This is a genomic window from Bradyrhizobium sp. SYSU BS000235 (assembly GCF_049747295.1).
In the GTDB taxonomy this organism is placed as follows: domain Bacteria; phylum Pseudomonadota; class Alphaproteobacteria; order Rhizobiales; family Xanthobacteraceae; genus Afipia.
The window spans coordinates 4,456,690-4,478,966 of record NZ_JBMHJM010000001.1 but is presented as its reverse complement, the minus strand read 5'-3'; the positions used below and the strand labels follow the sequence as shown (position 1 = coordinate 4,478,966).

General features: G+C 58.8%; 19 protein-coding genes and 1 pseudogene. 6 read left to right on the top strand and 14 right to left on the bottom strand.

Translation table 11 applies throughout. The features are described 5' to 3' along the window. Nucleotides 1-21 precede the first annotated feature (21 nt). The 6 genes from ACP0KA_RS20955 to ACP0KA_RS20930 form a co-directional block, all read right to left on the bottom strand. Nucleotides 22-1,095: a UvrD-helicase domain-containing protein gene (locus tag ACP0KA_RS20955; protein ID WP_424630647.1), complete on the bottom strand. Its 1,074-nt coding sequence runs from the start codon at nt 1,093-1,095 to the stop codon at nt 22-24. Continuing rightward, the gene (locus ACP0KA_RS20950; protein ID WP_424630646.1) at nt 1,079-2,680 is read right to left on the bottom strand and encodes an ATP-dependent nuclease; all 1,602 of its coding nucleotides are present in this window, start codon (nt 2,678-2,680) and stop codon (nt 1,079-1,081) included. The genes ACP0KA_RS20955 and ACP0KA_RS20950 overlap by 17 nt, the downstream gene beginning before the upstream one ends. 110 nt (nt 2,681-2,790) lie before the next feature. Then, nucleotides 2,791-3,819 (bottom strand): D-alanine--D-alanine ligase family protein, encoded by a 1,029-nt coding sequence (locus tag ACP0KA_RS20945; RefSeq protein WP_424630645.1) that lies wholly within the window; start codon nt 3,817-3,819, stop codon nt 2,791-2,793. After that, entirely contained in the window at nt 3,816-4,799 is a 984-nt protein-coding gene (locus tag ACP0KA_RS20940) for a putative zinc-binding metallopeptidase (protein ID WP_424630644.1), read from the bottom strand. The genes ACP0KA_RS20945 and ACP0KA_RS20940 overlap by 4 nt, the downstream gene beginning before the upstream one ends. A 265-nt stretch (nt 4,800-5,064) precedes the next feature. Then, the gene (locus ACP0KA_RS20935; RefSeq protein ID WP_424630643.1) at nt 5,065-6,735 is read right to left on the bottom strand and encodes a methyl-accepting chemotaxis protein; all 1,671 of its coding nucleotides are present in this window, start codon (nt 6,733-6,735) and stop codon (nt 5,065-5,067) included. Nucleotides 6,736-7,048: 313 nt separating this feature from the next. Continuing rightward, the gene (locus ACP0KA_RS20930; protein ID WP_424630642.1) at nt 7,049-7,438 is read right to left on the bottom strand and encodes a hypothetical protein; all 390 of its coding nucleotides are present in this window, start codon (nt 7,436-7,438) and stop codon (nt 7,049-7,051) included. Nucleotides 7,439-8,017: 579 nt separating this feature from the next. Here ACP0KA_RS20930 and ACP0KA_RS20925 point away from each other — a divergent pair. Further along, nucleotides 8,018-8,851 (top strand): helix-turn-helix domain-containing protein, encoded by an 834-nt coding sequence (locus ACP0KA_RS20925; protein WP_424630641.1) that lies wholly within the window; start codon nt 8,018-8,020, stop codon nt 8,849-8,851. A gap of 47 nt (nt 8,852-8,898) precedes the next feature. Here ACP0KA_RS20925 and ACP0KA_RS20920 read toward each other — a convergent pair whose 3' ends face one another. The 3 genes and pseudogenes from ACP0KA_RS20920 to ACP0KA_RS20910 form a co-directional block, all read right to left on the bottom strand. Next, nucleotides 8,899-9,612, bottom strand: a complete 714-nt coding sequence (locus tag ACP0KA_RS20920; protein WP_424630640.1) for a response regulator — start codon at nt 9,610-9,612, stop codon at nt 8,899-8,901. A 291-nt stretch (nt 9,613-9,903) separates the two neighbouring features. Then, nucleotides 9,904-10,026: pseudogene (locus ACP0KA_RS20915) on the bottom strand (adenylate/guanylate cyclase domain-containing protein); the annotation flags it as partial. A 712-nt stretch (nt 10,027-10,738) separates the two neighbouring features. Next, complete coding sequence (locus ACP0KA_RS20910; protein WP_424630639.1) at nt 10,739-11,200, bottom strand: hypothetical protein; 462 nt, start codon at nt 11,198-11,200, stop codon at nt 10,739-10,741. Between ACP0KA_RS20910 and lepB the strand changes: the two genes are divergently transcribed. Then, a complete protein-coding gene (lepB, locus tag ACP0KA_RS20905) occupies nt 11,195-12,466 on the top strand; it encodes a signal peptidase I (protein ID WP_424630638.1) in 1,272 nt (423 codons plus the stop codon). The two genes, ACP0KA_RS20910 and lepB, sit on opposite strands and share 6 nt — an antisense overlap. 280 nt (nt 12,467-12,746) lie before the next feature. Beyond that, nucleotides 12,747-12,935, top strand: a complete 189-nt coding sequence (locus tag ACP0KA_RS20900) for a hypothetical protein (protein WP_424630637.1) — start codon at nt 12,747-12,749, stop codon at nt 12,933-12,935. 30 nt (nt 12,936-12,965) lie between these two features. On the opposite strand, the gene ACP0KA_RS20895 is transcribed toward ACP0KA_RS20900, so the two are convergent. From ACP0KA_RS20895 to ACP0KA_RS20875, 5 genes are all read right to left on the bottom strand, one after another. Next, nucleotides 12,966-13,313, bottom strand: a complete 348-nt coding sequence (locus ACP0KA_RS20895; protein WP_424630636.1) for an MliC family protein — start codon at nt 13,311-13,313, stop codon at nt 12,966-12,968. Nucleotides 13,314-13,540: 227 nt separating this feature from the next. After that, the gene (locus tag ACP0KA_RS20890) at nt 13,541-14,215 is read right to left on the bottom strand and encodes a response regulator transcription factor (RefSeq protein WP_424630635.1); all 675 of its coding nucleotides are present in this window, start codon (nt 14,213-14,215) and stop codon (nt 13,541-13,543) included. 7 nt (nt 14,216-14,222) lie between these two features. After that, a complete protein-coding gene (locus ACP0KA_RS20885) occupies nt 14,223-14,621 on the bottom strand; it encodes a response regulator (protein WP_424631677.1) in 399 nt (132 codons plus the stop codon). Then, nucleotides 14,618-15,262, bottom strand: coding sequence for a response regulator transcription factor (locus tag ACP0KA_RS20880; RefSeq protein ID WP_424630634.1), 645 nt, complete (start codon nt 15,260-15,262; stop codon nt 14,618-14,620). Before ACP0KA_RS20880 ends, ACP0KA_RS20885 begins: the two co-directional genes overlap by 4 nt. Further along, complete coding sequence (locus ACP0KA_RS20875) at nt 15,259-18,510, bottom strand: PAS domain-containing sensor histidine kinase (RefSeq protein ID WP_424630633.1); 3,252 nt, start codon at nt 18,508-18,510, stop codon at nt 15,259-15,261. Before ACP0KA_RS20875 ends, ACP0KA_RS20880 begins: the two co-directional genes overlap by 4 nt. Nucleotides 18,511-19,080: 570 nt before the next feature. On the opposite strand from ACP0KA_RS20875, the gene ACP0KA_RS20870 reads away from it, so the two are divergent. The 3 genes from ACP0KA_RS20870 to ACP0KA_RS20860 all read left to right on the top strand — a co-directional run bounded on the left by ACP0KA_RS20870 (nt 19,081) and on the right by ACP0KA_RS20860 (nt 22,170). Next, on the top strand, nt 19,081-19,983 hold the full coding sequence (locus ACP0KA_RS20870; RefSeq protein ID WP_424631676.1) for a helix-turn-helix transcriptional regulator: 903 nt from the start codon (nt 19,081-19,083) through the stop codon (nt 19,981-19,983). A 128-nt stretch (nt 19,984-20,111) separates the two neighbouring features. Then, complete coding sequence (locus ACP0KA_RS20865; protein ID WP_424630632.1) at nt 20,112-21,062, top strand: helix-turn-helix domain-containing protein; 951 nt, start codon at nt 20,112-20,114, stop codon at nt 21,060-21,062. Between the two features lie 157 nt (nt 21,063-21,219). Continuing rightward, a complete protein-coding gene (locus ACP0KA_RS20860) occupies nt 21,220-22,170 on the top strand; it encodes a helix-turn-helix domain-containing protein (RefSeq protein WP_424630631.1) in 951 nt (316 codons plus the stop codon). Nucleotides 22,171-22,277 lie beyond the last annotated feature (107 nt).

Here is a 22,277-nt window from a genome sequence, read left to right as displayed (position 1 = left end):
GGGCGGATTGCAGACACTAAACTACGGCTGAAACACGGTTACGCCCGGCACGGCCACATCACTGTCGTGAACAAACGCGACGCTTTGATAAGCTCGCGTGATCCCGACATAGACCTCATCGGCAGAGCCTGCCACGTAGCTCTCGTTCCCCGTCAAGAGCCATTTGGTGATACCGCCATAAGGTACAATCAAGACACGCTCAAAGCCGAGGCCCTTCACCATTCCGAAGTTTTCAGCCGACAGGTCGCTGCTGAACTTGCGATTGAGGCGCAAGATTTTCGGCTCGTAACGGCGACAATATTCCTCAACGTGGGTCGAGCGAACCGCAAAGACCCCATCGTGCATAGTTTGTCGCTGATTGTTGGATTGCGCCTTTGGAAGATCGGGAAATATGCGGTCAGCAACATCGCAGATCGCTTGAATGCATCGACGGCTTCGCGCCATGAACGTCACGTCGCAAAGACCAGCCTTCTTCCAGGCGTCAGCTTTGAGGACGAAGCCTCGTCCGCAGAACTTCTTGTTCTTCGGGGCGTGGCTCGTGCGAAAGGTCGATTGCCGTATGTCGCCTACGCAGGTCACGCCGATGGGCGAGCGAAGTAAAAGCTCCAGCACGTCGATATCGAACGCGGCGAGATCCTGAACCTCGTCCACGAAGATATGCGCGTACATATCGGCCAGCCTGCGCATGACTTTGCCGTCGCTTGCAGCTTCGCACAGTAACGCGAAATCCCCGAGGCGATCCGAGTACGCATTGTTGTCGCCGTTGCAGTAATATCGGGCAACGTCGGTTTTGCGGACGCGCGTGCGTGTCGCGCCGTTGGCGAAGTGAACGCCTGCGACCCGCGCCGCGTGCACATGACCTTGGTACGGCCGCACCAATTCGTGAAGTACAAACGTGTACCAGGGATAGACCGTGATTTCTTTCGGCACGCAGCCATTCAGTTCCACGATTTTCCGGCGGATTTCCTCAACGTTCTTAAGCGTGAACGTTGTGATCGCAACGTGTCGCTGGCGCATCGCCAACGCTTCCATCACAAGCTCGGTTGTCTTGCCGGCGCCCGCGGAGGCGAAGACGATCTTATTCGACGGCGGCATTGATATAAGCGGGGAAAGCAAGCTTTTCGGTGGTATCGAATACTTTCAGCGCGACATCCGTCTTGTTGGAGGGCGTCGTCATCCATTTGATGAGCTGGTCGGGGTCTTGGTGATCGGTACCCAGTACCTTGTTAAGCGCGTCGAGGCTGTTTGCTTTCAGCATCTGCAGCTCGAGGGTTTTATAATCTTCGTCGAGGTCGTAGCGGATGTTGATCGCACCACCACCGAGATAATCAGCGTACTTCTCTTGGAGCGCGCCTACATCGCCGTCGTTGTCGGTCACCACGTCCGTCTTGATCCCGAGCAGCCGCGCGATTTCAAGAAAGCGCTTGAACGCAAGCCCCCTAACGGAAATGATATCGACGCCCTTTTCGAGCGGGCTAACGCCGTGTTTTTCGATGAACGCTTTTTGAACAACGAGCTCGTCCGACGGGCCCTCCACGAGAATGCTTCGATCACTCAAGAGAAGCCGAAGCGTGTCGTGACCCGGCAGCTTCCGGAAATATTCATACGTGTCCGGCGAAAGCGCGTCGAGCCGCATGGAATTGCCGTTCTTGAACAAGATGACATTGTTGATGCCGAGCTTGTTGAGCACAAAGCTTGAATGCGTGGTGATAATAAGCTGGCGCCCCCCGGCTTTCTTGGTAATCGCACTGATGAGACCATGCAACCGCGAATAGGAAAGATGATTTTCGGGCTCCTCAATCAAAAAGACGTTGGCGCCCGAGCCGTTCTCGAGCGCAAGCTTGATCTTGACGGTGTTCTGCTCGCCCTTTCCTACAAGGGTAATCGGAATGTCATCTAAGCTGGGCATCACTGCCGCCTCCCACCCGCCACGGGCAGTGGGATCGAGCGTCATCGTGAGTGTTTTCTCGGAAATGTCGCCATGCCTGTCAGCAAGCTCCTTGTTGATCTGTCCGACGCTGGCATCTCCAAGAAAAAGCTCGCGTAGCTTGCGATATGCCACGGAGAGCTGGACCTGCTCTGTCCGAGGAAGGGCCTCTCGGATAAGACCAGTCACATAGCGATTGGCACCGGTGATGGTCGTGATGCGGCTTGCGTCAACAACAACGGTAGACAACGGTATATCGCGCGACAAAATAGGCTTGCGGGAGAAAGATTGGCACACAGCGTGATAGTATTCGACGGGTATGGAGCGGACATCCAACGGTTCCGCGATATAATCCGAATAGGAGTCCTTGAAGGCATCATTGAACTCAATCGAGAAAAGGATGCCTGGAATGTCCGCAGATTTCTCCGAATGATTGTCTCCTCGGAAGGCAGCGAGTTTGGGAATGTCGCTGAAGAAAAGCTCTATGGTAATCGCTGGGAGATGCGCTGGCTTACCGTTGTGCAGCGCATCGAGATAAGCGCGCGTCGCTTTTGCGGAAAAGAGATAGGGGTGCAATTCCTGGGCAATGGGTCTCCCATTGAGCGATCCCGTCAGCGCGAGGCTTATCGCCTCTAGAAGCGTGGATTTGCCGGCTTCGTTATCACCTACCAGAATGTTCAGACCGGCTCGGAAGTCGATGTCGCAACTGTCGAGCGAGCGGTAGTTTCGGATTTTTGCTTTCGTAATGTGCATGCGAATCGATAAGGCGTTGCGGTGATGGGTACAGTTCGAGATTGTCGAAGGAAACGCCGCATTTCAACCGGAGATTGCGGATTTCGCAAGCAGCAAGGGAGATGCTCCCCTCACCCCACCGACACCCCTGCCTTTGCCCGCCGGATTCCGAGCGCCACAATGCGATGCAGGAGACCGGGGTAATCGAGGCCGTCATGCAGCGCGGCGGTGGCGAATTCCTGACTCTTGGCGATTTCGGGATTGGGATTGGCTTCGATGAAATACGGCGTGCCGTCGGACGCGAGGCGAAAATCGATGCGCGCATAGCCATCGAGCCCGAGCGTCCGGTAAATGCGTTTCGCCGTTCGTTGAATGCGCTCGGCTAATTCCGGCGTCAGGTCCTCGGCCGGCCCGTCCACGATTCCGACGCGCTCCTGGTAACGAGTGTCGTGCTTGACCTTCTCCGTGGCGATCTGCCGCGCACCGCCCATGGTGCCGAACTGCAATTCCCACACCGGCAGCGCCTTAAGCCGATTGTTGCCGAGCACGCCGACATACAGCTCACGTCCGTCGATGTATTGCTCGGCGATGGCGGCGGTTTCGATCCGCTCATGAATGAAAGCGACGCGCTCAATGAGCTTCTCGTCGGTATCGACGATCGACGCCTGCGAGATGCCGTGTGAACCATCCTCGTTCAGGCTCTTGACGATCAGCGGCAGCGCTAGACGCGGCGGCCGCTTGACCTTCTGGCGCATCGGAAACACGGCAAAGGCCGGGACCGCGACGCGGCGATGATGCGCAAGCATCTTCGATAGATCCTTGCCACGTGCGAGCACCAGACCGCGTGGATTGCAGCCCGTATAAGGCACCTTCATCAATTCGAGAAAGCTTGCGATGTGCTGATCATACGCCGTCTGGTAGTGAAACTCTTCCAGCAGCGTGAACACCACATGCGGCTTGAAACCCTCGATCTCGTCGCGCACAGGCTTGATTTCCTCCTGCACGCCGAGCGGATGAACATCATGGCCGGCCGCACGCAAGGTGCTGACGACATCGTATTCCGTCTTCCACTTATTGATTTCTTCCGCGGCGTATCCATCGCTCGAGTCCGGCGGCATACAGTCCGGATGCATCAGCACGAGGATACGCAGGCGTCTCATAGCGCGATCCATTTGCGTCGCGACGGACCAAATAGTGCGTGCATCGTCTTGGCCGTCAACAACACGGTGAAATCCGTCACCAGCTTCTGCTCGGGACCGACAGCACGCAGATCGAGCTCGCGGCAGCGGGAGATCATGTCATCCAGTACGGCATCGAGCGTGAGCTGGTTCTCGCCGGTCCACCGCGCCACCAATTCCCGGATCCGGGCGCGGTGCTTCCGGATGAAGCTCGACGCCAGTCGCGAGCGATGATGCCGCGGGTCGGCGGAAAACAGCCGGGAAAGATCGCGGTCGTACGTCTTCGGTGGCGTGAAAGCGTAGAACGCCTGCTTTTTCCGGTAATGCTCGGCAAGCGTCTGGCTGAGCTCGTTCAGGGGATCGACCCGCTCCCGCGTCGTCAGCAGCGGCTTCTTTCCGGCAATCTCCCCCATCAGCTCGTCGACATATTCGAGCTTCTTCAACGCAGGCCAGCCCGCATAGCGGGTCCGCCAGTTCGAACGCGGCCGCAGCCACACCGCGAAGGTTTCGGCGAAGTCCTCGTCCGGATGGCTCTGCGCGTACCAGAGGCGAAGATGCTGGACATAATGCCGGCTGGCCGGATTGGGCCGGTAGTAGCGCGGATAATGTTTCGAGGACGGGCCGAACAGCTGCTGCCAGCGCCGGCGGCGTTGCAACTGGTAGGCGTGCTGCACGGTATGGCCGGCCTCATGGCGGAGGATGGCCATGCACTGGGACCAGGCGCCGCCTTCGACCTCAAGCATCATCTTCTTCTCGAGCTTCATCAGGCGGGGATGCGCGAGATAGAACGGAATGGCGATGCCGGGCGTGTTTGCCGGACTGAACCATTCGCTCGAAATCCATGCGTGCGGCCGCAGCCGGATCGCCCGCTCCTCGAGCTCTTCATGCAGCGTGGCGAGACAATCCTCGAGCCAGGTGCCTTTGACTCCAACCTTCAAACTGCTGAGGCGGCGCGTCAGCAACTCCTCGTCCGATAGATCTTCCCAGGCAAATTTCCGGCGGGGCATAGAACTCCGAGGGCCATGAAACATCGACCCTCGGAGTGTGTCACAGGATGTCGCACACAACAACTATGTGCGTTTTGAGCCCAACCCACCTGCGTCGCGCGCTCTTCGCGCCGCTAAGCCAACGCGAAGATCCCGGTCACTTGGAAAGGCAGCACCCGGGACACGGCGTCGTCATCGTCCACGTCGAGGCGCGGTCTCAGATTGGGCAATCACGCTCCGTCTACGCCGCACGCACGCTGCCGAGGAACTTCTGCACCTCCATCTTGAGACGGGCGCTGTCCTTGGACAGCATCTGCGCGGCGGAGAGCACCTGACCCGAGGCCGTACCGGTTTCGCCGGCGCCACGGCTGACGTCCATGATATTGCCTGCGACGTCGCTGGACAGTCGCGCCGCCTGCTGCACGTTGCGGGCGATCTCCTGGGTGGCGGCTCCCTGCTCTTCCACGGCGGCCGCGATGGTGGAGGAAATCTCCGAGATCAGCCCGATCGTTTGACCGATCTGCTTGACGGTCGAGACCGAGTCCTGCGTTGCCTGCTGCATGCCGGCGACCTGCGCCGAAATCTCGTCGGTGGCTTTGGCGGTCTGCGCCGCCAGTGCCTTCACTTCGGCAGCCACCACGGCAAAACCACGGCCGGCTTCGCCGGCACGCGCCGCTTCGATGGTTGCGTTGAGTGCGAGAAGATTGGTCTGCTCGGCTACGGCGGTGATCAGCTTGACGACGTCGCCGATGCGCGCCGCGGCCTGCGACAATTCGGTGATATTGACGTCGGTCGTTTGGGCCTGGCGCACGGCCTCAGTGGCGATGCGGCTGGATTCATGGACTTGACGGCCGATCTCGGCGACTGAGGTCGTGATCTGCTCGGTCGCGGCGGCAACTGACTGTACGCTGTTGGAAACTTCTTGCGATGCACCGGCGGCAGTCCCCGAGTTTTTGCCGGTGCTGTCGGCGGTCGCGGTGAGCGTGTCGGCCGCAGCCTCAAGCTCGGTGGACGATGACGACAGTGACTCGGCAAGTTCGCCGATCATCTGTTCGAATTCCTGGATCAGGCGATCAACCCGCCCCTGACGCTGCTCCCGCTCGGCCTGCGACTGGCCGCGCTCGGTCTGCATCCGCTCGTTGGCGATGCCGTTGTCCTTGAACACCACGACAGCGCGCGCCATGTCACCGATCTCGTCCTGACGGTCGCGGTACGGGACCTCGACGCTGTAATCGCCCTTGGCGAGGCGCGACACAACTTCCTGCGTCTCGACGATCGGCCGCACCGTGCGCCGGTCGAACACAAGATACAGAATGCAGATAAAACTGGTGACAGTCAGAGCAAGCAGGATATTGACCAGGATCGTCATCGTGGACGCCGATTGTCGCGCCGCAGCCACCTCTGCTGTCGCACGATTGTTCATTTTGTCCTGAAAGGACTGAACCAGGCCCGTAATCTTGGCCTTGCCAATATCGTAATCCGATCCGAAGACGTGGCCGCGGGCGCTGTCGAGGTTGCCGTCAGCGACAGCCTTCATAGCCTTTTCTTCGAGCTTGATGAGCGTATCGGAACTGGCTTTCGCTTGATCAATCAAGGCCAGCTCATCGGCAGGAGCGCCAAGCGCCTTCAATCGCGTGATGACGCGATCACGGCTCTTGGTCGTGTTCACTTCACGCCAATAATTGTCGTAATGCTTTTTGTCACCCGTGACCGCGTAGCGGCGCACTTCATCGGTCAGGTAATCGGAGGCGCCCGCAAGATCGAGGCCGAGTTGCTTGAATTCAGCCTGCCGGACGAACGCCGTGCGCTCTGCGTCGACGGCGACATGTTCCCGCCAGATAAATATTCCTGCCACAACGGAGAGACCGATTGTAGCGGCGAGCGATAATTTTGTGATTGTTGCAATGCGCATTCCTGAACCCCGGCTCTGGTCCAGTTGCGAAGAACCGGACGCCATTCCAATTCCACTACAATACGAACGATATTATTTGGCAGTGCCTAATATTTTACTTAAGCGATGTGCGATTGCGTCCGCGACCGCATCAGACGTGGAACAGTCGTGCAACCAATCCACTCACACGAGTGCTGTTTCTTGAGCCACAACTTCACGTGGCACCGATGAAGGAACAGAATCTTCCTGAAGGAAGTGCCGACGTTCGCGGTCGCCTCTGACCGAGCCTTCGTATCAGGCCATTGAGTCTGGTAGTGCAGCGATGAGAGAGGCTTCAATTGAAGGCAAGCACGGCCGCAAGCAGAACGCCGAGAAATGCCAGGGCTGCGATGATGCCGCCGAGTTTCGAATTTCTCGCTGCAGCCTCATCGCCCAAGGCCGCTTTCTTGAAGTTCGTCTCCTCAAATACGATCGCTGCAAACATCACCACCATCAACGCCATCTTCGCCCAGAACCACGGCGTTGCCCCGCCCAAGCCACCGTATTTGAGCCAAAGCAGAAGAGGCCCGCTGACCAGCAAGGTCGCCCCAGCCACTTTCCCTACGGTCGCCATTTGGAAGCCGATCCCAAACAACATCTCACGGGTTGGCTCGTCAGCTTTGGGAAGCGCAGCGCCGATCATCGGCATGACGACGGCGTTGGAACCGCCTGCGACGAGGGCCACGATATGAATCCAAAGCAAGAGGTTGATCGACTCCAATTGAGTGCTCCTTACGCGAAGACCGCTGCGCACGTCCACTGTGGTACGGCAGCAGAGATTAGAACACGGGGTGGCGATCGTCGTGCGTCTACGGTGCACCATCAGCAGGACTGAGGTGCACTTACCTTCATCGATCGATTTCAGAGTGCGCTTATGGATCGTATCGCACGTAGAAAGCGAAAATCCCGCCCCGCTTACCGCAATACGGGCTACCTCCGATGCGTTCACCTTTCCGTGACGCCCGATGGTTAGGAGGGAAAAGCGATATCAAATGGAATGTCTATCCGACGCGAAAAGGTCCGACCGATGACCAGAACGAGTCCCACGTTTGCAGAGGCAACTTCAGTAGGGGCGCACGAATTCCTGCCATCCGCAGAACCGATGACGCGTTGGGGAGACGTTTTTCGCCATGCACCGGCCCTGGATGCCGAGGCGTGGCACGACACGCTCCGCTCGACTTGGGGCCGGTACCAGCCGGCGGCCAGCGATCCCAAGGCATTTATCGCGAAGGTACGCGCGCAGAGTCTGTTTGGATTCCCGGCGATGCATCTGATGCCAAGTGCCATCCGCGTGGAGCGCACGCAACGAGACGCTCGCCTTGACGGCATGGACCACTACTACGCCCTGTTTTCGGTGGCAGGCACCGTGACGGTGATCCAGAACGGCCACGCCGTCGAACTGACCGATGGTCAAGCACTGCTGCTCGATTCGGCCAGGTCTGTGACCTTCGTCGATGGAAGAGATCAACAGCCGAATATGTTTGCGGCCGATACCGCTCCAAACAACTACCGGCAGTGCTTCGTTTTGCAGTTACCGCGTCAATCATTGGTGTCTCACCTGGGCTTCGAGCCGCAACACGGCCCCGGCGTCCGCTGGGATACGTCTGCAGGACGCGTGCTTTTCTCACTCGTCCGTGACGGCGTCGATGACGACACACCGATGTCCGCATCGGGCACAGGCTATATGCAGCTGGCGATCTACGATTTGATCGGCGCTATCTTTTCACCGTCCGACCCCGCGGCGTTCTCCCGCAGCGACAAGCTCTTCAAGCGTGTCTGCGATATTGTCACGGACCACTTCGCGGATCCAGACGTCGGCCCCGACGACGTGGCAACCGAAGCCGGGATTTCACGCCGCTACCTTCAGAAGCTGTTTGCGGTACGGAATTTGACCTATACGGAATTCATCAATTCCGTACGTCTGGACCACGCCGCGCGTCTTTTGCAGCGCCGCGCGCGGTTGAACACAACCCAACCCATCAGCGCGATCGCTTACGCCAGCGGCTTTGGTGATTATGCGAATTTCGCCAGGCAATTTCAGAAGCGCTTCGGACACTCCCCAGGGGTGCACATCAAGCGCAACCGACCTCCACAATGAGGATGCTCGCGCACGCATGATAAGACCGGCGGCTTTATCGTCTGTGCTTAAAAAGGCTCAACTGAGACGGCGAATATATAGCCCACTCCACGCTCGGTCTGAATGATGCGTGGAACGCGTGGATCGAGCTCCAGCTTTCGTCGCAGCCGCAGAACTTGAGCGTCGATCGCCCGGTCATAAATATCGTCGTGCACGCGCGTCGCCTGCAGCAACTGCTCGCGCGTCAAGGGTCGCTGAGGCGCCTCGAGAAATGCCAGGAGCAAGGCGTACTCCACCTTGCTCAGTCGGATAGTCGCACCGTTGGGATCGACGAGCTTTCTATGGCGGCGTTCGAGCTGCCACCCAGCAAATCTGTAGCCGCCGCCTTCGGACCCGCGAGCCCGCGCGGCTCGTCCCATCTCCTGCCGACGCAATATTGCACGCATTCGCGCGAGCAGCTCTCTAAGGCCGAATGGCTTGACAATGTAGTCGTCCGCTCCGAGCTCCAGTCCGACGACACGATCAATTTCGTCGGAGCGATGCCCCGTCATGATGATGATCGGCACATCAGAATGGGAGCGGATCTCCCGCAATAAATCCAAACCGTCTTCCTGACCAAGCTCCAGATCCAGAAGAATCATGCTCGGCTGCATATCCCTGAGCTGTCGATTGAGCTCAGCTCTATTAGCTGCAGATCGGGCAGGAAAATTCTGATCCGCAAGATAGTCAGCCAACATTTTTCGCACGACTTGGTCATCATCGACAACAACAATATCGCTCATATCCACTCGTGTTTCTAACTTCTCGCTGCGCCAGTTGGCATCAACCGGTTGAGCAGCGGTGCTGACCCAGGAGTCGCTCCTCAAATGCGAGGAACACGAAATTGACTTTCGCTTATGCCAAATAGCTTCGTCGAAGCGTCAGGATCGTTGGCCCAAACGCCGCGCAACACTACGACGATGCAATAGCTGGCTGCTGATGTCGTGAGACAGAGACGCCCTTTCAGTGGGCTGGAAGTGAACACTCGGGCGAAGGCTGCGCGTTACAAGCGTCCAGCTCATGCCCGACGCTGGTCACCCCACCTGTATCCGCACGCCCTTGGCGCCATTGAGCAGCCGCCGCAAATGATAGCTGGCGAGCGGATCACCAGCGTGCGTGCCAACGAGAGCTGCGAAGGCCGGCATGGCGGTGGCGTGATTCTGTTCGAGCTGGGTGAAGGCGCTCGCATCCGCGACGATGCCGATCGCCGCCGCACGAATATTGTGGGGGGCCGATCTAGGCCCGCTGGTTCAACGAATGGGTTGACCTATCCTTTGGGACAGATGGGCAAGCCGAGCGCCATCGCTCGGCCCCGTCACGAAAGAGGCCGCCAATTGAGGCGGCTTTCTGCACGCTGAAGCCAAACAAATGTTTGTCTCACCCTTTTTAGGTTTTACGAAATATCTGTGACGCGATTCGGCCCCGCCGCCAAAAACGGCCGCGTAAAATGTATTAGAAAACAAGCGGTCCGCGCGGAATACCAGGACACGTCACGCGCGTTTCGGCTATCCTGACGGTCTTATTGTCTGGCTCTTGCATATTGTCCCCGCTCCAGAGATTTCCAAGAAAATCAACAGGTCTTGCTCGCCAATGAGCGCTCCATCACAGACGGTCGCGGCGTTCATGCGAAGCAGATCGCATGTCGGATTGTCCTAGCCATCTCACAAGCAGAAGCATGCTTTTCGCCGCCTGTGACCGCGCATCGATCATGCCGCGGCGCCGGCGGACCTTAGGAGATTGAACGTGCGTTGGAATAACTTGACGAAGTGGGCGGCCGCCGCAGGTTTAGCGCTCATTCCGGCAATCCTTCTGAGCGACGGCCTGCGCAATTTCGCTCCGGTCTGGCTCCCCTCCCTCTTCTGCATTCGCCTATCGTTCGATTTGCTGCCTCACTATTTCGTTTTCGACGACCTTCTGGCTCGTATTGGGCTTCGCCGAAAGATCGAGCCGCCAGCCCAGCCCCCCATAAAGGGGGTCCTGCTCGCCAAGCTGCGCGCGGAGTGGCTGAAACCAACGACCAACGAAAAGGCCATGGCGATTACTCTGTTTGCCACTCCGGCCATCTATCACTTGGGACTTTTTATTCTCGGCGTCGAGGGCGGAGCGCTGACGCCGCTCTTCAACAGTTGTCTCGGATTCGGCGGCACGATCGTAGCCGGATATCGCAGACGCCGTCGAAAGCAGCAGGCCGAGCTGAACAAACGCTCGATCGAACTGACAATGACAGGGTCGGATTTCGTTTTGTACCTGAGATCCTTCAACACGGCCAACAAGCTGCGCGTGAGAAACACGATGCCGAGGACTCTGGATCGGCTGCTGGTCGGCATGCACTGGGACATCGAGTATGCCTTTTCCCACGCGTTGGAAAAGACTGCTCCTCTCGTCGCGATCGGAACGAAGGGGAGAAGTCTTGGAGCCGCGAAAATCGAGACGGACGATACGCGATGGGAGGAATTGTTTGCCGATCTGGCGGACAAGGCACGTGCGATCCTTATCATTCCTTCGCTGACTCCCGGCACGCGCCGCGAGATCATGGCAATCGCGGCCTCGGAGTCGTTGCGCCCCAAAACCATCTGGATCATGCCGCCGACCTACTGGGGCATCGGGGCTGTGATCCGGAAGGTGTTGGGCCGCTCACACAGGAAGACATGGGAAGCCGTTCGAGGCGAACTCTCCCATACGATGGACCTTCCTCCATACCAACGATCCGGCGCGCTTATCTATGCCGGATTTAAGGGCACCGACTGCAAGCAATACAAGGCCGACGATCTGGCTGAAGACCGCTTGCGTCCTTTGATCGAAACAGTGATCGCAACGTCCCGGCTGGAACACGAGGACCGGACTCAAACAATGAGCGCGTTCACTCTCCCGGAAAGATCCATCAGATATCGCCTTGAGGAATGGACTTACAGGCGCTGGCTTTCGGCGTTGGGTACGACATCCGATCGAGTCATCCTGGTTTTGGTTGTCTCTCTCTTCCCCTTTCTGTTGCTCGACTTCTTTGCGATCGCGTTTGGCCTCAAACCGATTGAGATAACGTCTCCCATCATGTCCCCCACCGTTTGGGTCGGCGATGTCATTTTAACAACGAAGGCGTCGCCAGTGCGAGGCGATGTCATCCTGCTTAACGGCAAAGACGCTCCTCCCGGACGATACGGGATCGCGCGCCTCGTTGGCCTTCCTGGAGACCGACTGAAGATTGAGCACGGCACAGTTTACCTCAACGGAACTGCCATCGTTCAGCAACCCGTGGCTGACTTCTTCAAGGGAGAACTAGCTGAATTACTCAAATTTCCGTTCGAATGCCTGCCCGAGGACAATACCTTGCCCGAAGGAATTCACTTTCAGACCCTGACCTGCGGCAAGGATAGATCGTTGGGCCCGGCCACGCTCAAGGCTGGTCAGACTATGACCGAAGTTACCGTAGCGGCCGATAAGTTCTGGGTTATGTATGACCTGCGATCAAATGGATTTGCCCTTCAAATTAATCAAGCTGACGTTGCAGGGAGGGCATCCTTCGTTGCGTACTCAAGGAAGGATACTCATGGGACCATTTTCTCGAGAATCAGATGGGATCGGATCTTTAAAGCGATCTAGGCGGGAAGTGTCTCTGTTCACGGTCGCCCTCAGTCTATATTCGCACGCCGATCGATTACGTTCATATGCGATGGCTGTACAGATCAGTCAACGTGATCAGCGATTAGGTGGACTGTCCATTATCAGCTCGAGCCGATAGCGCCTCCACCCTCACCGCCTCAGCAACACTTCACAAACCATCCCAACGCACAGTGCTGGCTCAGCACTCCCCGGTAACGAATCCAAAATTTTTCTCGCTCAAATTCCTTATCAACAACGGGAAATTTGGGGAGTGCGGATTATGAAAGCAGAAACCATTCTGGCGAACGTTCGGCGGTATCAAGCAATCGCCTCGCTCTATCGGCGAACCGCTGTGTTTCGTCCGAGCCAGAGCTGGTCGTTGCTGAGCCAGGCCAAAGAGTGGGAGCACCGTGCGGTGTCCGAGCTTGAAGATTACTACACCTGCACCGCCTACGTGCAGGCGGCATGATGATCGGTCGTCGGGAGTAAGCTTACTGAATCATTGCGATGTGCAGGTTTCACTCTTGCCATTGCGGGTGAGCGTGGCATCGCGTCCCCTGATCCAGAACTCGACCTTATCATTGGCATAGCGGCCGCCATCTGCCGACATCACTTGCGGCAGGGCGAGCCGGCGTTGTGACCCGCGAAAGGTCAATACCGCATGGCCGGGTGACACGCCGGGCGCCGAGAACTGGGCGTTCAATTTGGTACCGCGGCTGCAGCTATAGCTGGCTTCGGTGGCATGGGCGGTGGCGCTCGTAACCATCGCAGCAATTGCTGCCGCGGCGAGAACCGGGCCGAGTTTCACCGTCAAACGACGCGAGCAATGCGAACTCAAAATCCTCATGGCTATTCCTTTCGCAAATCCGGCGCACACCAATCGCTAACGTTAACACAATGACTATCCTTGGCGAACGCGTATCTGCCAAGAGGGCGGCCGGTAAGAAGGCCGTTTAGAGGCTAATTGGGGCCGCCATGTCCGCCTCGGTTTCAAATCAAGGCGGCACGACGCGGTGAACACGATCTACAATCGTGAGAGTCCTGGTCGGGACCACAACCGCATTGCTCCAGGTTCTACACCGTACATGCATCTCGCATCGGAACGGGCAGCGATTCCCAGATGCGGATCAGTTCGCCGATCGACGCGGCCTGCATCTTGCGCATGACATTGCTGCGGTGGAGCTTCACCGTCACCTCGCTAATGCCGAGATCGAAGGCGATCTGCTTGTTGACGCGGCCGCGCGCCACCTCGCGCAAGACCTGGCGCTCCCGCGGCGTCAATGTCTCCAGCCGCTCGACATTCGATCTCATCGCCAGAGCGTCGGCGCGCTGCGCAAGGTCCCGCTTGATGCCGCCCGTCACAGCATCCAGCAACGTTTGATCGCGGACGGGCTTGGTCAGGAAATCGACCGCGCCGGCCTTCATGGCCTGCACGCTCATCGGAATATCTCCATGGCCGGTCAGGAAGACGATCGGCTTGGGGTTGCCGCTCGTCGTGAGATGGAGTTGCAGGTCGAGGCCGCTCGATCCCGGCATCCGGACATCAAGGATCAGGCAGCCGGGCCTCTCCAGCACGTCTGTCTCGAGCAGTTCTCGTGTCGAAGCGAAGCAGGTGCATTCCATACCGGCCGACTGCATCAGCTCCTGGACCGCCTCGCGCACCGCGGCGTCGTCATCGACAACGATCACAAGCGGCTGGTCGGCCTCGGCTCCAGACCGTTCTTTTCTCGAAGCTGGCTTTCGCAACATTATCGGATCATTGATCATTGTCGCCCCCCACATTGGTGTCGTCCAGCGTATGATCGATAGCCGCGAGCAGATCCTGCCCGCCGAAAGGCTTCATGAAGAAGCCGCTGATGTCTTTACCTGTCGCACGATGCTGATCGCCGATCTCGTGACGGCCGGTCAAAAGAAACACTGGCAGTTTCGGCCGCACCTTCTTGACGATGTCGAGAAGCTCGAAGCCGTCCAGGCCCGGCATGCCGATATCGGTGATAAGACAATCGATACGCGACAAGCCTGCCGTCAGCAGCAATTGAGCGGATGAGAATGTCGAAACAGTGTAGCCGGCCGATTCGAATAGATTCTCCAGGGATTCAAGGACCCTTGGATCGTCGTCGACAACCGCTATGACAGGTTTTCGATTCACGTTTATTCTTCTCCTGTCCGGCGCGAATGGGTCACCGGGATCTGAAGCTTTTCTGCAATCCGCACGAGATCGGCCAGCGACGCCGCCGCCATTTTCTGCATCACGTTCCTGCGGTGGATTTGAAGCGTGACTTCACTGATGCCGAGCTCAGACGCTGCCTGCTTGTTGAGGAGCCCACTGATAACGAGCGGCAGAACCTCGCGTTCACGCGGCGTCAGATCGAGATAACGCTGTTTGAGAATCCCGATATCGGCGCGTTCCGCGTGCGCTTTTCTGTCTTGCGCGGCCGCGGTGCGGATCGCCTGCATGAGAGCCGCATCGCTGAACGGCTTGGTCAGGAAGTCGACGGCGCCATGCCTGATAGCGCGAACTGTCGAAGGGATATCGCCATGCCCGGTGATGAACACGATCGGCGGATGATCTCCTTCCGCGATCTGCTTTTGCAGGTCAAGGCCATTGATATCGGGCAGTTCGACATCGAGGATCAGGCAAGCCGGCCGCTTTGGCTTGTCCGCATCGACGTATTCGCCGGCAGACGCGAACGAAAACGCCGCGATCCCGTGCGACGCCAACAATTCGCCGAGCGCTTCGCGAATGCGGGGATCGTCATCAACGATGAAAACGATAATGTCGTCGTCATCCGTCATGCAGCGTCTTTCGTTCCGATTGGCAATGTAAAGATAAACGTCGCACCGGCCGGTTCGTTCGGCTCCGCCCATAACTTTCCGCCATGCGACTCGATGATCGAGCGGCAGATTGCGAGTCCCATGCCCATCCCATGCTCTTTCGTCGTAAAGAACGGTTCGAAGATCCTGTCAGGATGCTCGATACCTCGGCCGCGATCGCTGATCTCGGCCCGGATCGTCTCCTCGACCCGACGCACACGCACCCGCAGCACCTTATCGCTGGAGAGAGCGTCCATCGCCTCCATGCCGTTACGCATGAGATTGATCAAAACCTGCTGAAGCTGAACGCGATCGGCCGCGACCGGCGACAAGCCGCTCTCGACCTCGAACTCCATCCGAACGGACCGCCGAAGCGCCTCCTCTGCCATCAACTCACGCGCCTCGCTGATGAGGCCATCGAGCAGCGTCGAGATACGCGACTCCACCGATTGCTTGAACAAGGCGCGAATCCGGCTAACCACGTCCGCCGCTGCGTTGGCGTCGCGGATGATGCGCTCGACTGTCTTCTGCGCGCGATCGATATTCGGCGGCTCCGCCGCCAGCCAGCGCTGGCACGCATGCGAATTGGCAACGACGGCAGCCAACGGCTGATTCACTTCATGCGCGATCGAGGCCGAGAGCTCGGCAAGGCTCGCCGCCTGGCTTGCGCGCGCCAGTCGCTCTTGCGACAGACGCAGCGCCTCTTGCGCCCGAACCTCGCCGTCGATGTCCAGGCACATCACATTCCATTGTACGATGGCGCCTTCAGCATTTCGCATCGCCTCGGCGCGCGTCTCAACCCAGCGGTATTCGCCGTCGAAACGCCGGAGCCGATGCCGCCGCGCATACGGCTCGCCGGTCGCAAGACTGTGCGCATACCTCTCCTTGACGCCGGCGACGTCGTCGGGATGCACACCTGCATCGAGCGTCCCGTCCAAACGGGTCTTTCCCGTACCATCCAACGCTTCAAGCTCATAACCGAGGAATTCGCGCAGCTGCTGGCTGCGATAGATCGGCTCGCCATTGGGAGCTGCGCAATCGATCATGGCTGGAAGCGTTTCGACAAGCTGGCGAAGCGATCGTTCGCTCTGCCGCAACGCTTCATGCGCGCGCACCTGATCGTCGATGTCGATGGAAACCTGGTACCAGTGCATGATCGTTCCATCGCGATCGCGCAGAGGCTCACAGCGCCCCTCTATCCAGCGGTAATTGCCGTCTTTCCAACGCCGGCGATATCGCATCAAGAAGGGCTCGCCAGTTTTGAGGCAGTTGTGTGAGATACGCAGCACCTCAGGAGCATCTTCAGGATGGACCAGCTCTTGCGCCACTCTGGCGGTATCTTCGAAATTCGCGGTGGAAAGGCCTAGCTCTTCCAAAGACCGCTTGTTGACGTAGGCCAGCTTACCGGCAGGCGTCCAACTCCAGACGTGGATTGGCAAGGCGTCGACAAGCTGCGACAGCTCCTGTTCTCGTTTCCGCAAAGCCTCCAGCGCGCGCACCTCATCTTCGATGTCGATTCCAACAATATACCATTGCACTATCGCACCATCCGCATCACGCAATGGCTGCGCACGGGCCTCTGACCAAGTATAAACGCCGCGCTTGTCGAGCCGGCGAAACCGGTTCACGAAAGGTGTTCCGGTCGCAAAACCATTTAATGCCCTTGGGAGCATGACCGGGAGATCTTCGGGGTGCGCCAGATACCGGGCCAGCGCCTCAAAGTCTTGGATGTGCGCCGGCGCCGAACCGACCTGTTCCAGATATCGCTTGCTGGCGGAGGTAATTCTGGTCGAAGGATCAAAGCTCAGAATGTTGACAGGTACAGCGTCGATCAGTTGCTGAAGCTCGCGCGTCCTGTTACGCAACGCTTCTTCCGTGGCTAGTTGATCATCGATGTCGACGTTGGCGCCATACCACTGAATGATGTCTCCGCTCTCGTTGCGAAGCGGTTCGGCACGCCCTTCTTGCCAGCGATACACGCCATCTTTCCGGCGATTGCGGAATCTCAAGGCGAATGTTTCGCCGGTTCGGAAGGAATGGCTCAACGCCCCGTGCAGCGCATCTCTGTCGTCCGGATGAACGAGGTCCCCGATTGCTCCCCGTAAACCGCCTTCGGCGTCGAAGTCATCCAACGCCATGCCGGTGTAGTTTATCATGGTCTTGCTGATGTACGACGGCTCTCCGGTAGGCGTCACACACCAGATCTGCATCGGAACCGTGTCGACAAGCTGCTGAAGTTGCCGCTCGCTCTGCCGCAGCGATTCTTCAGCGAGCATCTGCGCGTCGATGTCGAGACAGACGCCGTACCATTGCACGATCTCACCTTCGGCATTGCGCATCGGCTCGGCCCGCGCATCGACCCAGTGATACACGCCGTCCGAACGGCGAAGGCGATGCCTCAACCCATAGGGCTCGCCTGTCGCGATCCCCCGGTGAACCGCGCTATGGACAGCAATCGCATCATCCGGATGTATGATGGTCTTGACCACCGCCTCGAACCTGTCCGCTTCGGTGGCGCTCAATTTTTCAAGAGACTCGCCGGTATATTCGACCATCCGCTTATTGAAGTAGACCGGGTTGCCCTGCGGCGACAGGCACCAGATCAGCACCGGAACCGTGTCGGTCAATTGCTGTAGCGCGCGTTCGTTCGCGCGTAGCGCAGCTTCAGCCGTCTTCAGTTCATCAATGTCGATCGTGGTGCCGTACCAGCCGACGACGCGGCCGTCGCGATCCCGTGCCGGCAAGCCGAAGCTCCGGAACCAGTGATAGGCGCCGTCGGCACGCCACATGCGATGCTCACAGACGTAGTTTTCGCCCGTGCGCAGGCTACGCCGCCACGTTGCGTGAAGCCGATCGAGGTCATCCGGGTGAACGACGTTGCGAAGCCCGAATTCATCATCCGTCGTGGCGACGAGATCCTCCTTGGGCAGTCCTGTGAATGCTCTCGGACTGCGGCTCATATAGAGGAACTTGCCGTCCGCATCAGCAAACCATGCCATGGCCGGCATGCTCTCGATAATACGCAAGGCCTGTTCAGCTTTGCTGTTCTCCCTGTTGACGCGCTTCTGCCCTTGCCACGCACCGATGGCGATCATCGCGACACCAAAGACGGCCGCAATCGCCGCCAGCAGACCGGATGATTCGTCGACCAGCCGCATCAGAACAAGCCCGATGCCGCAGCCTGCCAGCGCGAAGCCGAAGCGTTCAAACAAAGGCATTGCTTTCATCATTCGGCTGCTCCTGGCGTCGAAAGCGCGATGCCTCGGCAACCGGCCGCCATCAGCCTGGCAACGCGTCCCACATCAGGGATTTCGTCTGGAGCGTAGCAATGGCGGGGCCTCGCGGCATCTCATGGAAATCCATGATAGGCAACCCAACCGGATCATGGAAGCAATGCCTGACATGTCGCCGCCGTGACACTCCCTGGCCGAGGCTCAGGGCCCGGCGACCCGCGGTCGATGCAACTATCCTGCGGCATAGTGTCGACGTCTCGAAAAATTCTGCATTTTGTCCCTGCATCACATACGGCACTTGAACGGCTTGAATAAGGCCGCGAAGGCGCACGCGGCAGCTTAGGGGACGTCATGCATAGCAAGGTCGACAATCGATCGAAGCATTCGAAACTGTCGCCCATGAACATCCTGACCGCCCTCGGCGATAAATTCGAGGCCCGCCGGCCGCTCTTCTAAAAACCCCGCAAGACCACACACGCCAGCCAATGCGACCAGACCTGCTCTCGGGAGAGGGTGTCCATGAGCCAGCCCTGCTTGTGCGATTTTTCCGACGACGCTCCTCCTGAAATGGCTGAAGCGCGCGAGGACAGCGGACCGGCTGCCGACCAGCAGCCCACTGAGGTCATGTCACGTCTTCTCAGGACCAAGCCGATTCACATGGCTTTGGACCCGTCAGGCGGCGCCATCACCCATTGGCAACATGATCCCGTGCACGACGTTGTCGCGCCCATGGTTGACCATGTCATCATGACCTTCCCCACCGGCTCACAGCGGTTCGAACGGCGCACGGGACGATCGCTCGTGACAGGAACGGCGCGCCCCGGAGTTATGACAATCGTTCCGACCGGATCGAGCTCCCGATGGGATATTCCCGAGCCTCTGAATTGCATTCAACTCTATCTTCCGCAAGCAACGCTCCAGCGCGTTGCCAACGAAGCCGACATCTCCGCTCCAGGTGATCTGATGGAGCGGACGGCGCATTCCGACCCGATTACGTCCCGCTTGCTGATGAGCGCGGCCGATGTTCTGGACGGCAATGCGGCGCTCGATGCCCTGTTCAGGCAGCAAATTACAGATCTTCTGGCGATCCGACTTCTCTCTGCGCATACCGGCATGCCCCCTGCATACCGTCCGGCTCAGGGCGGCCTGGCGCCGTCGGTGTTGTGCCGGACCATCGAGCGATTGCGGTCGGACGCCGATGCGGACGTTTCTCTCGCGGCGCTCGCGGCTGATGCGGGACTGTCGCGCTTCCATTTCTGTCGCGCGTTCAAGGAAAGCACGGGGCTTTCACCCCATAACTGGCTGCGTCAGCACCGACTCGAACAGGCGATGACTCTGCTGCGCGACCCTCATAATTCGGTCGCGATGGTCGCCGTATCACTTGGTTATACCTCGCAAACGGCATTTGCCGCCGCATTCCGGCGGCTGACCGGGGAAACGCCGAGCGATTGGCGGCGGCATAAGCTCTGATCTCAATCCCGCTTCAACCGCGTCATTTCGCCTCAGTTCGCTTATAATCGGCACTACTATCCCCTCGTACACTGGCGAAAAATCCCGCAGTTTCCCGCGCGCAACACGCAAGGCGCGGGGAAGTATCGATGAGCAAACCTTGTCTCTCCGATTTTTCTCAAGACTCTCCGGCTGAGATCACCAGCCCATCCCAGAATGAGACGCAGGTTGGCACCCAGCAACCTGCGAACGAGATGTCACGCGTTCTCAGGACCACGCCGGTTCACCTGGCAGCAGATCCGTCCGGCGGCGCCATCGCCCACTGGCATCACGACGCGTTACATGACGTCGTCGAGCCGATGACCGATCACGTCATCATGGCTTACAACGGCTCGATCCAGCGCATGGAGCGGCGGTCAGGACGATCGGTCGAGACCGGAACGTTTCGTCCCGGGGTCGTGGTCATCATTCCGGCCGGAGCAAGCTCCCGGTGGGATATTCCAAAACCTGTTGATGTCGTTCAGCTCTATCTTCCTCACACGACGCTGAAGCGCGTTGCCGATGAAGCCTCGACCGCCGGACCGATTGATCTCCTGGAGCGAACGGCGCAGCCCGATCCCATCACATCGCGATTACTCTTGAGCGCGGCCGATGTCCTGGAAGGCAACGGAGCCCTGGATGCCCTGTTCAGGCAACAGCTGACCGACCTCCTGGCGATGCGCCTGCTGGCTGCACATTCCGGCAAGCCACAGGCCTACCAACCGACGCTCGGCGGGCTGTCGCCATCGGTCCTGCGCGGGGCTATCGAGCGGTTGCGGTCCGACAGCGACGCGGACGTTTCTCTCGCGACACTCGCATCCGATTCCGGGTTATCGCGTTTCCATTTCTGCCGTGCTTTCAAGGAAAGCACGGGGCTTTCACCCCACAACTGGCTGCGCCGCTACCGGCTCGAGCAGGCCATGAACATGCTGCGCGACCGCAAGAATTCAGTCGCGGACGTCGCCGCAGCCCTTGGTTACGCCTCACAAACGGCTTTTGCCGCCGCATTCCGCAAGCTAACCGGAGAGAGGCCGAGCGATTGGCGGCGGCATGCCCTCTAATCACAATCCCGCTTCAAGCGCGTCATTTTGCCTCGTTCGACGAACAACTAATGCCGCCTGACCCACGGCTGCCTCAAAAGCTATCCACTCGTACAGTATCGAGCTTGCGGAAAATTTCGCAATTTCCGGAGCATCACGTACGGCGCGGGAAAGTATCATGAGCAAACCTTGTCTCTGCGATTTTTCTCAAGACTCTCCGGCTGAGGTCACCAACCCATCTCAGGATGGAACGCCGGCTGCTACCCAGCAACCAGCGAACGAGATGTCACGCGTTCTCAGGACCGCGCCGCTTCACATGGCTAAAGACCCTTCCGGTGGCGCTATCGCCCACTGGAATCACGGCGCGCTGCATGATGTCGTCGAGCCGATGACTGATCACGTCATCATGACTTATATCGACACCGTGCAGCGGCTGGAGCGGCGCAACGGCAAATCGCTGGCAAGCGGCACCGCGCGCAGCGGTGTCGTGACGATCATTCCCGCCGGCTCCAGCGCGCGATGGGACATCAATGGGTCCGTCAATGTCGTCCAGCTTTTTCTTCCTCATGGCACACTGGAGCGCGTTGCAAGTGAGGCCGGCAAAGGCGGATTGATCAATCTTTCCGAGCGCACGGGACATCCCGATTCGGTGACAGCGCGCCTGCTCGTAAGCGCAGCGGACGTTATCGACGGGAATGAAACGCTCGATACCCTATTCAGGCAGCAGCTGACCGACCTCCTGGCGACACGGCTTCTCTCTGCCCATACCGGCCTGCTCCCTTCCTACCAACCGGCGCACGGCGGCCTGTCTCCATCGGTGTTGCGCCGGGCTATCGAGCGATTGCGGTCCGACAGCGACGCTGATGTTTCTCTCGCGACACTCGCATCCGATTCCGGTTTATCGCGTTTCCATTTCTGCCGTGCTTTCAAGGACAGCACTGGGCTTTCACCCCATAACTGGCTGCGCCGCTATCGGCTCGAACAGGCCATGAACATGCTGCGCGACCAGAAGAATTCGGTCGCGGACGTCGCCGCAGCCCTCGGTTACGCCTCACAGACGGCATTTGCCGCCGCATTCCGGAAGCTGACCGGAGAGACGCCGAGCGATTGGCGACGGCGCATTAGTTAACCGCAATCTCTCTTCAAGCACGTCAATCGCTCTGGCGCAGCCTCAGACCCGTTTCGCTAAACCATGACTGCGTCCACGCCTATGACGACAGAGACGAAAGTATGGTT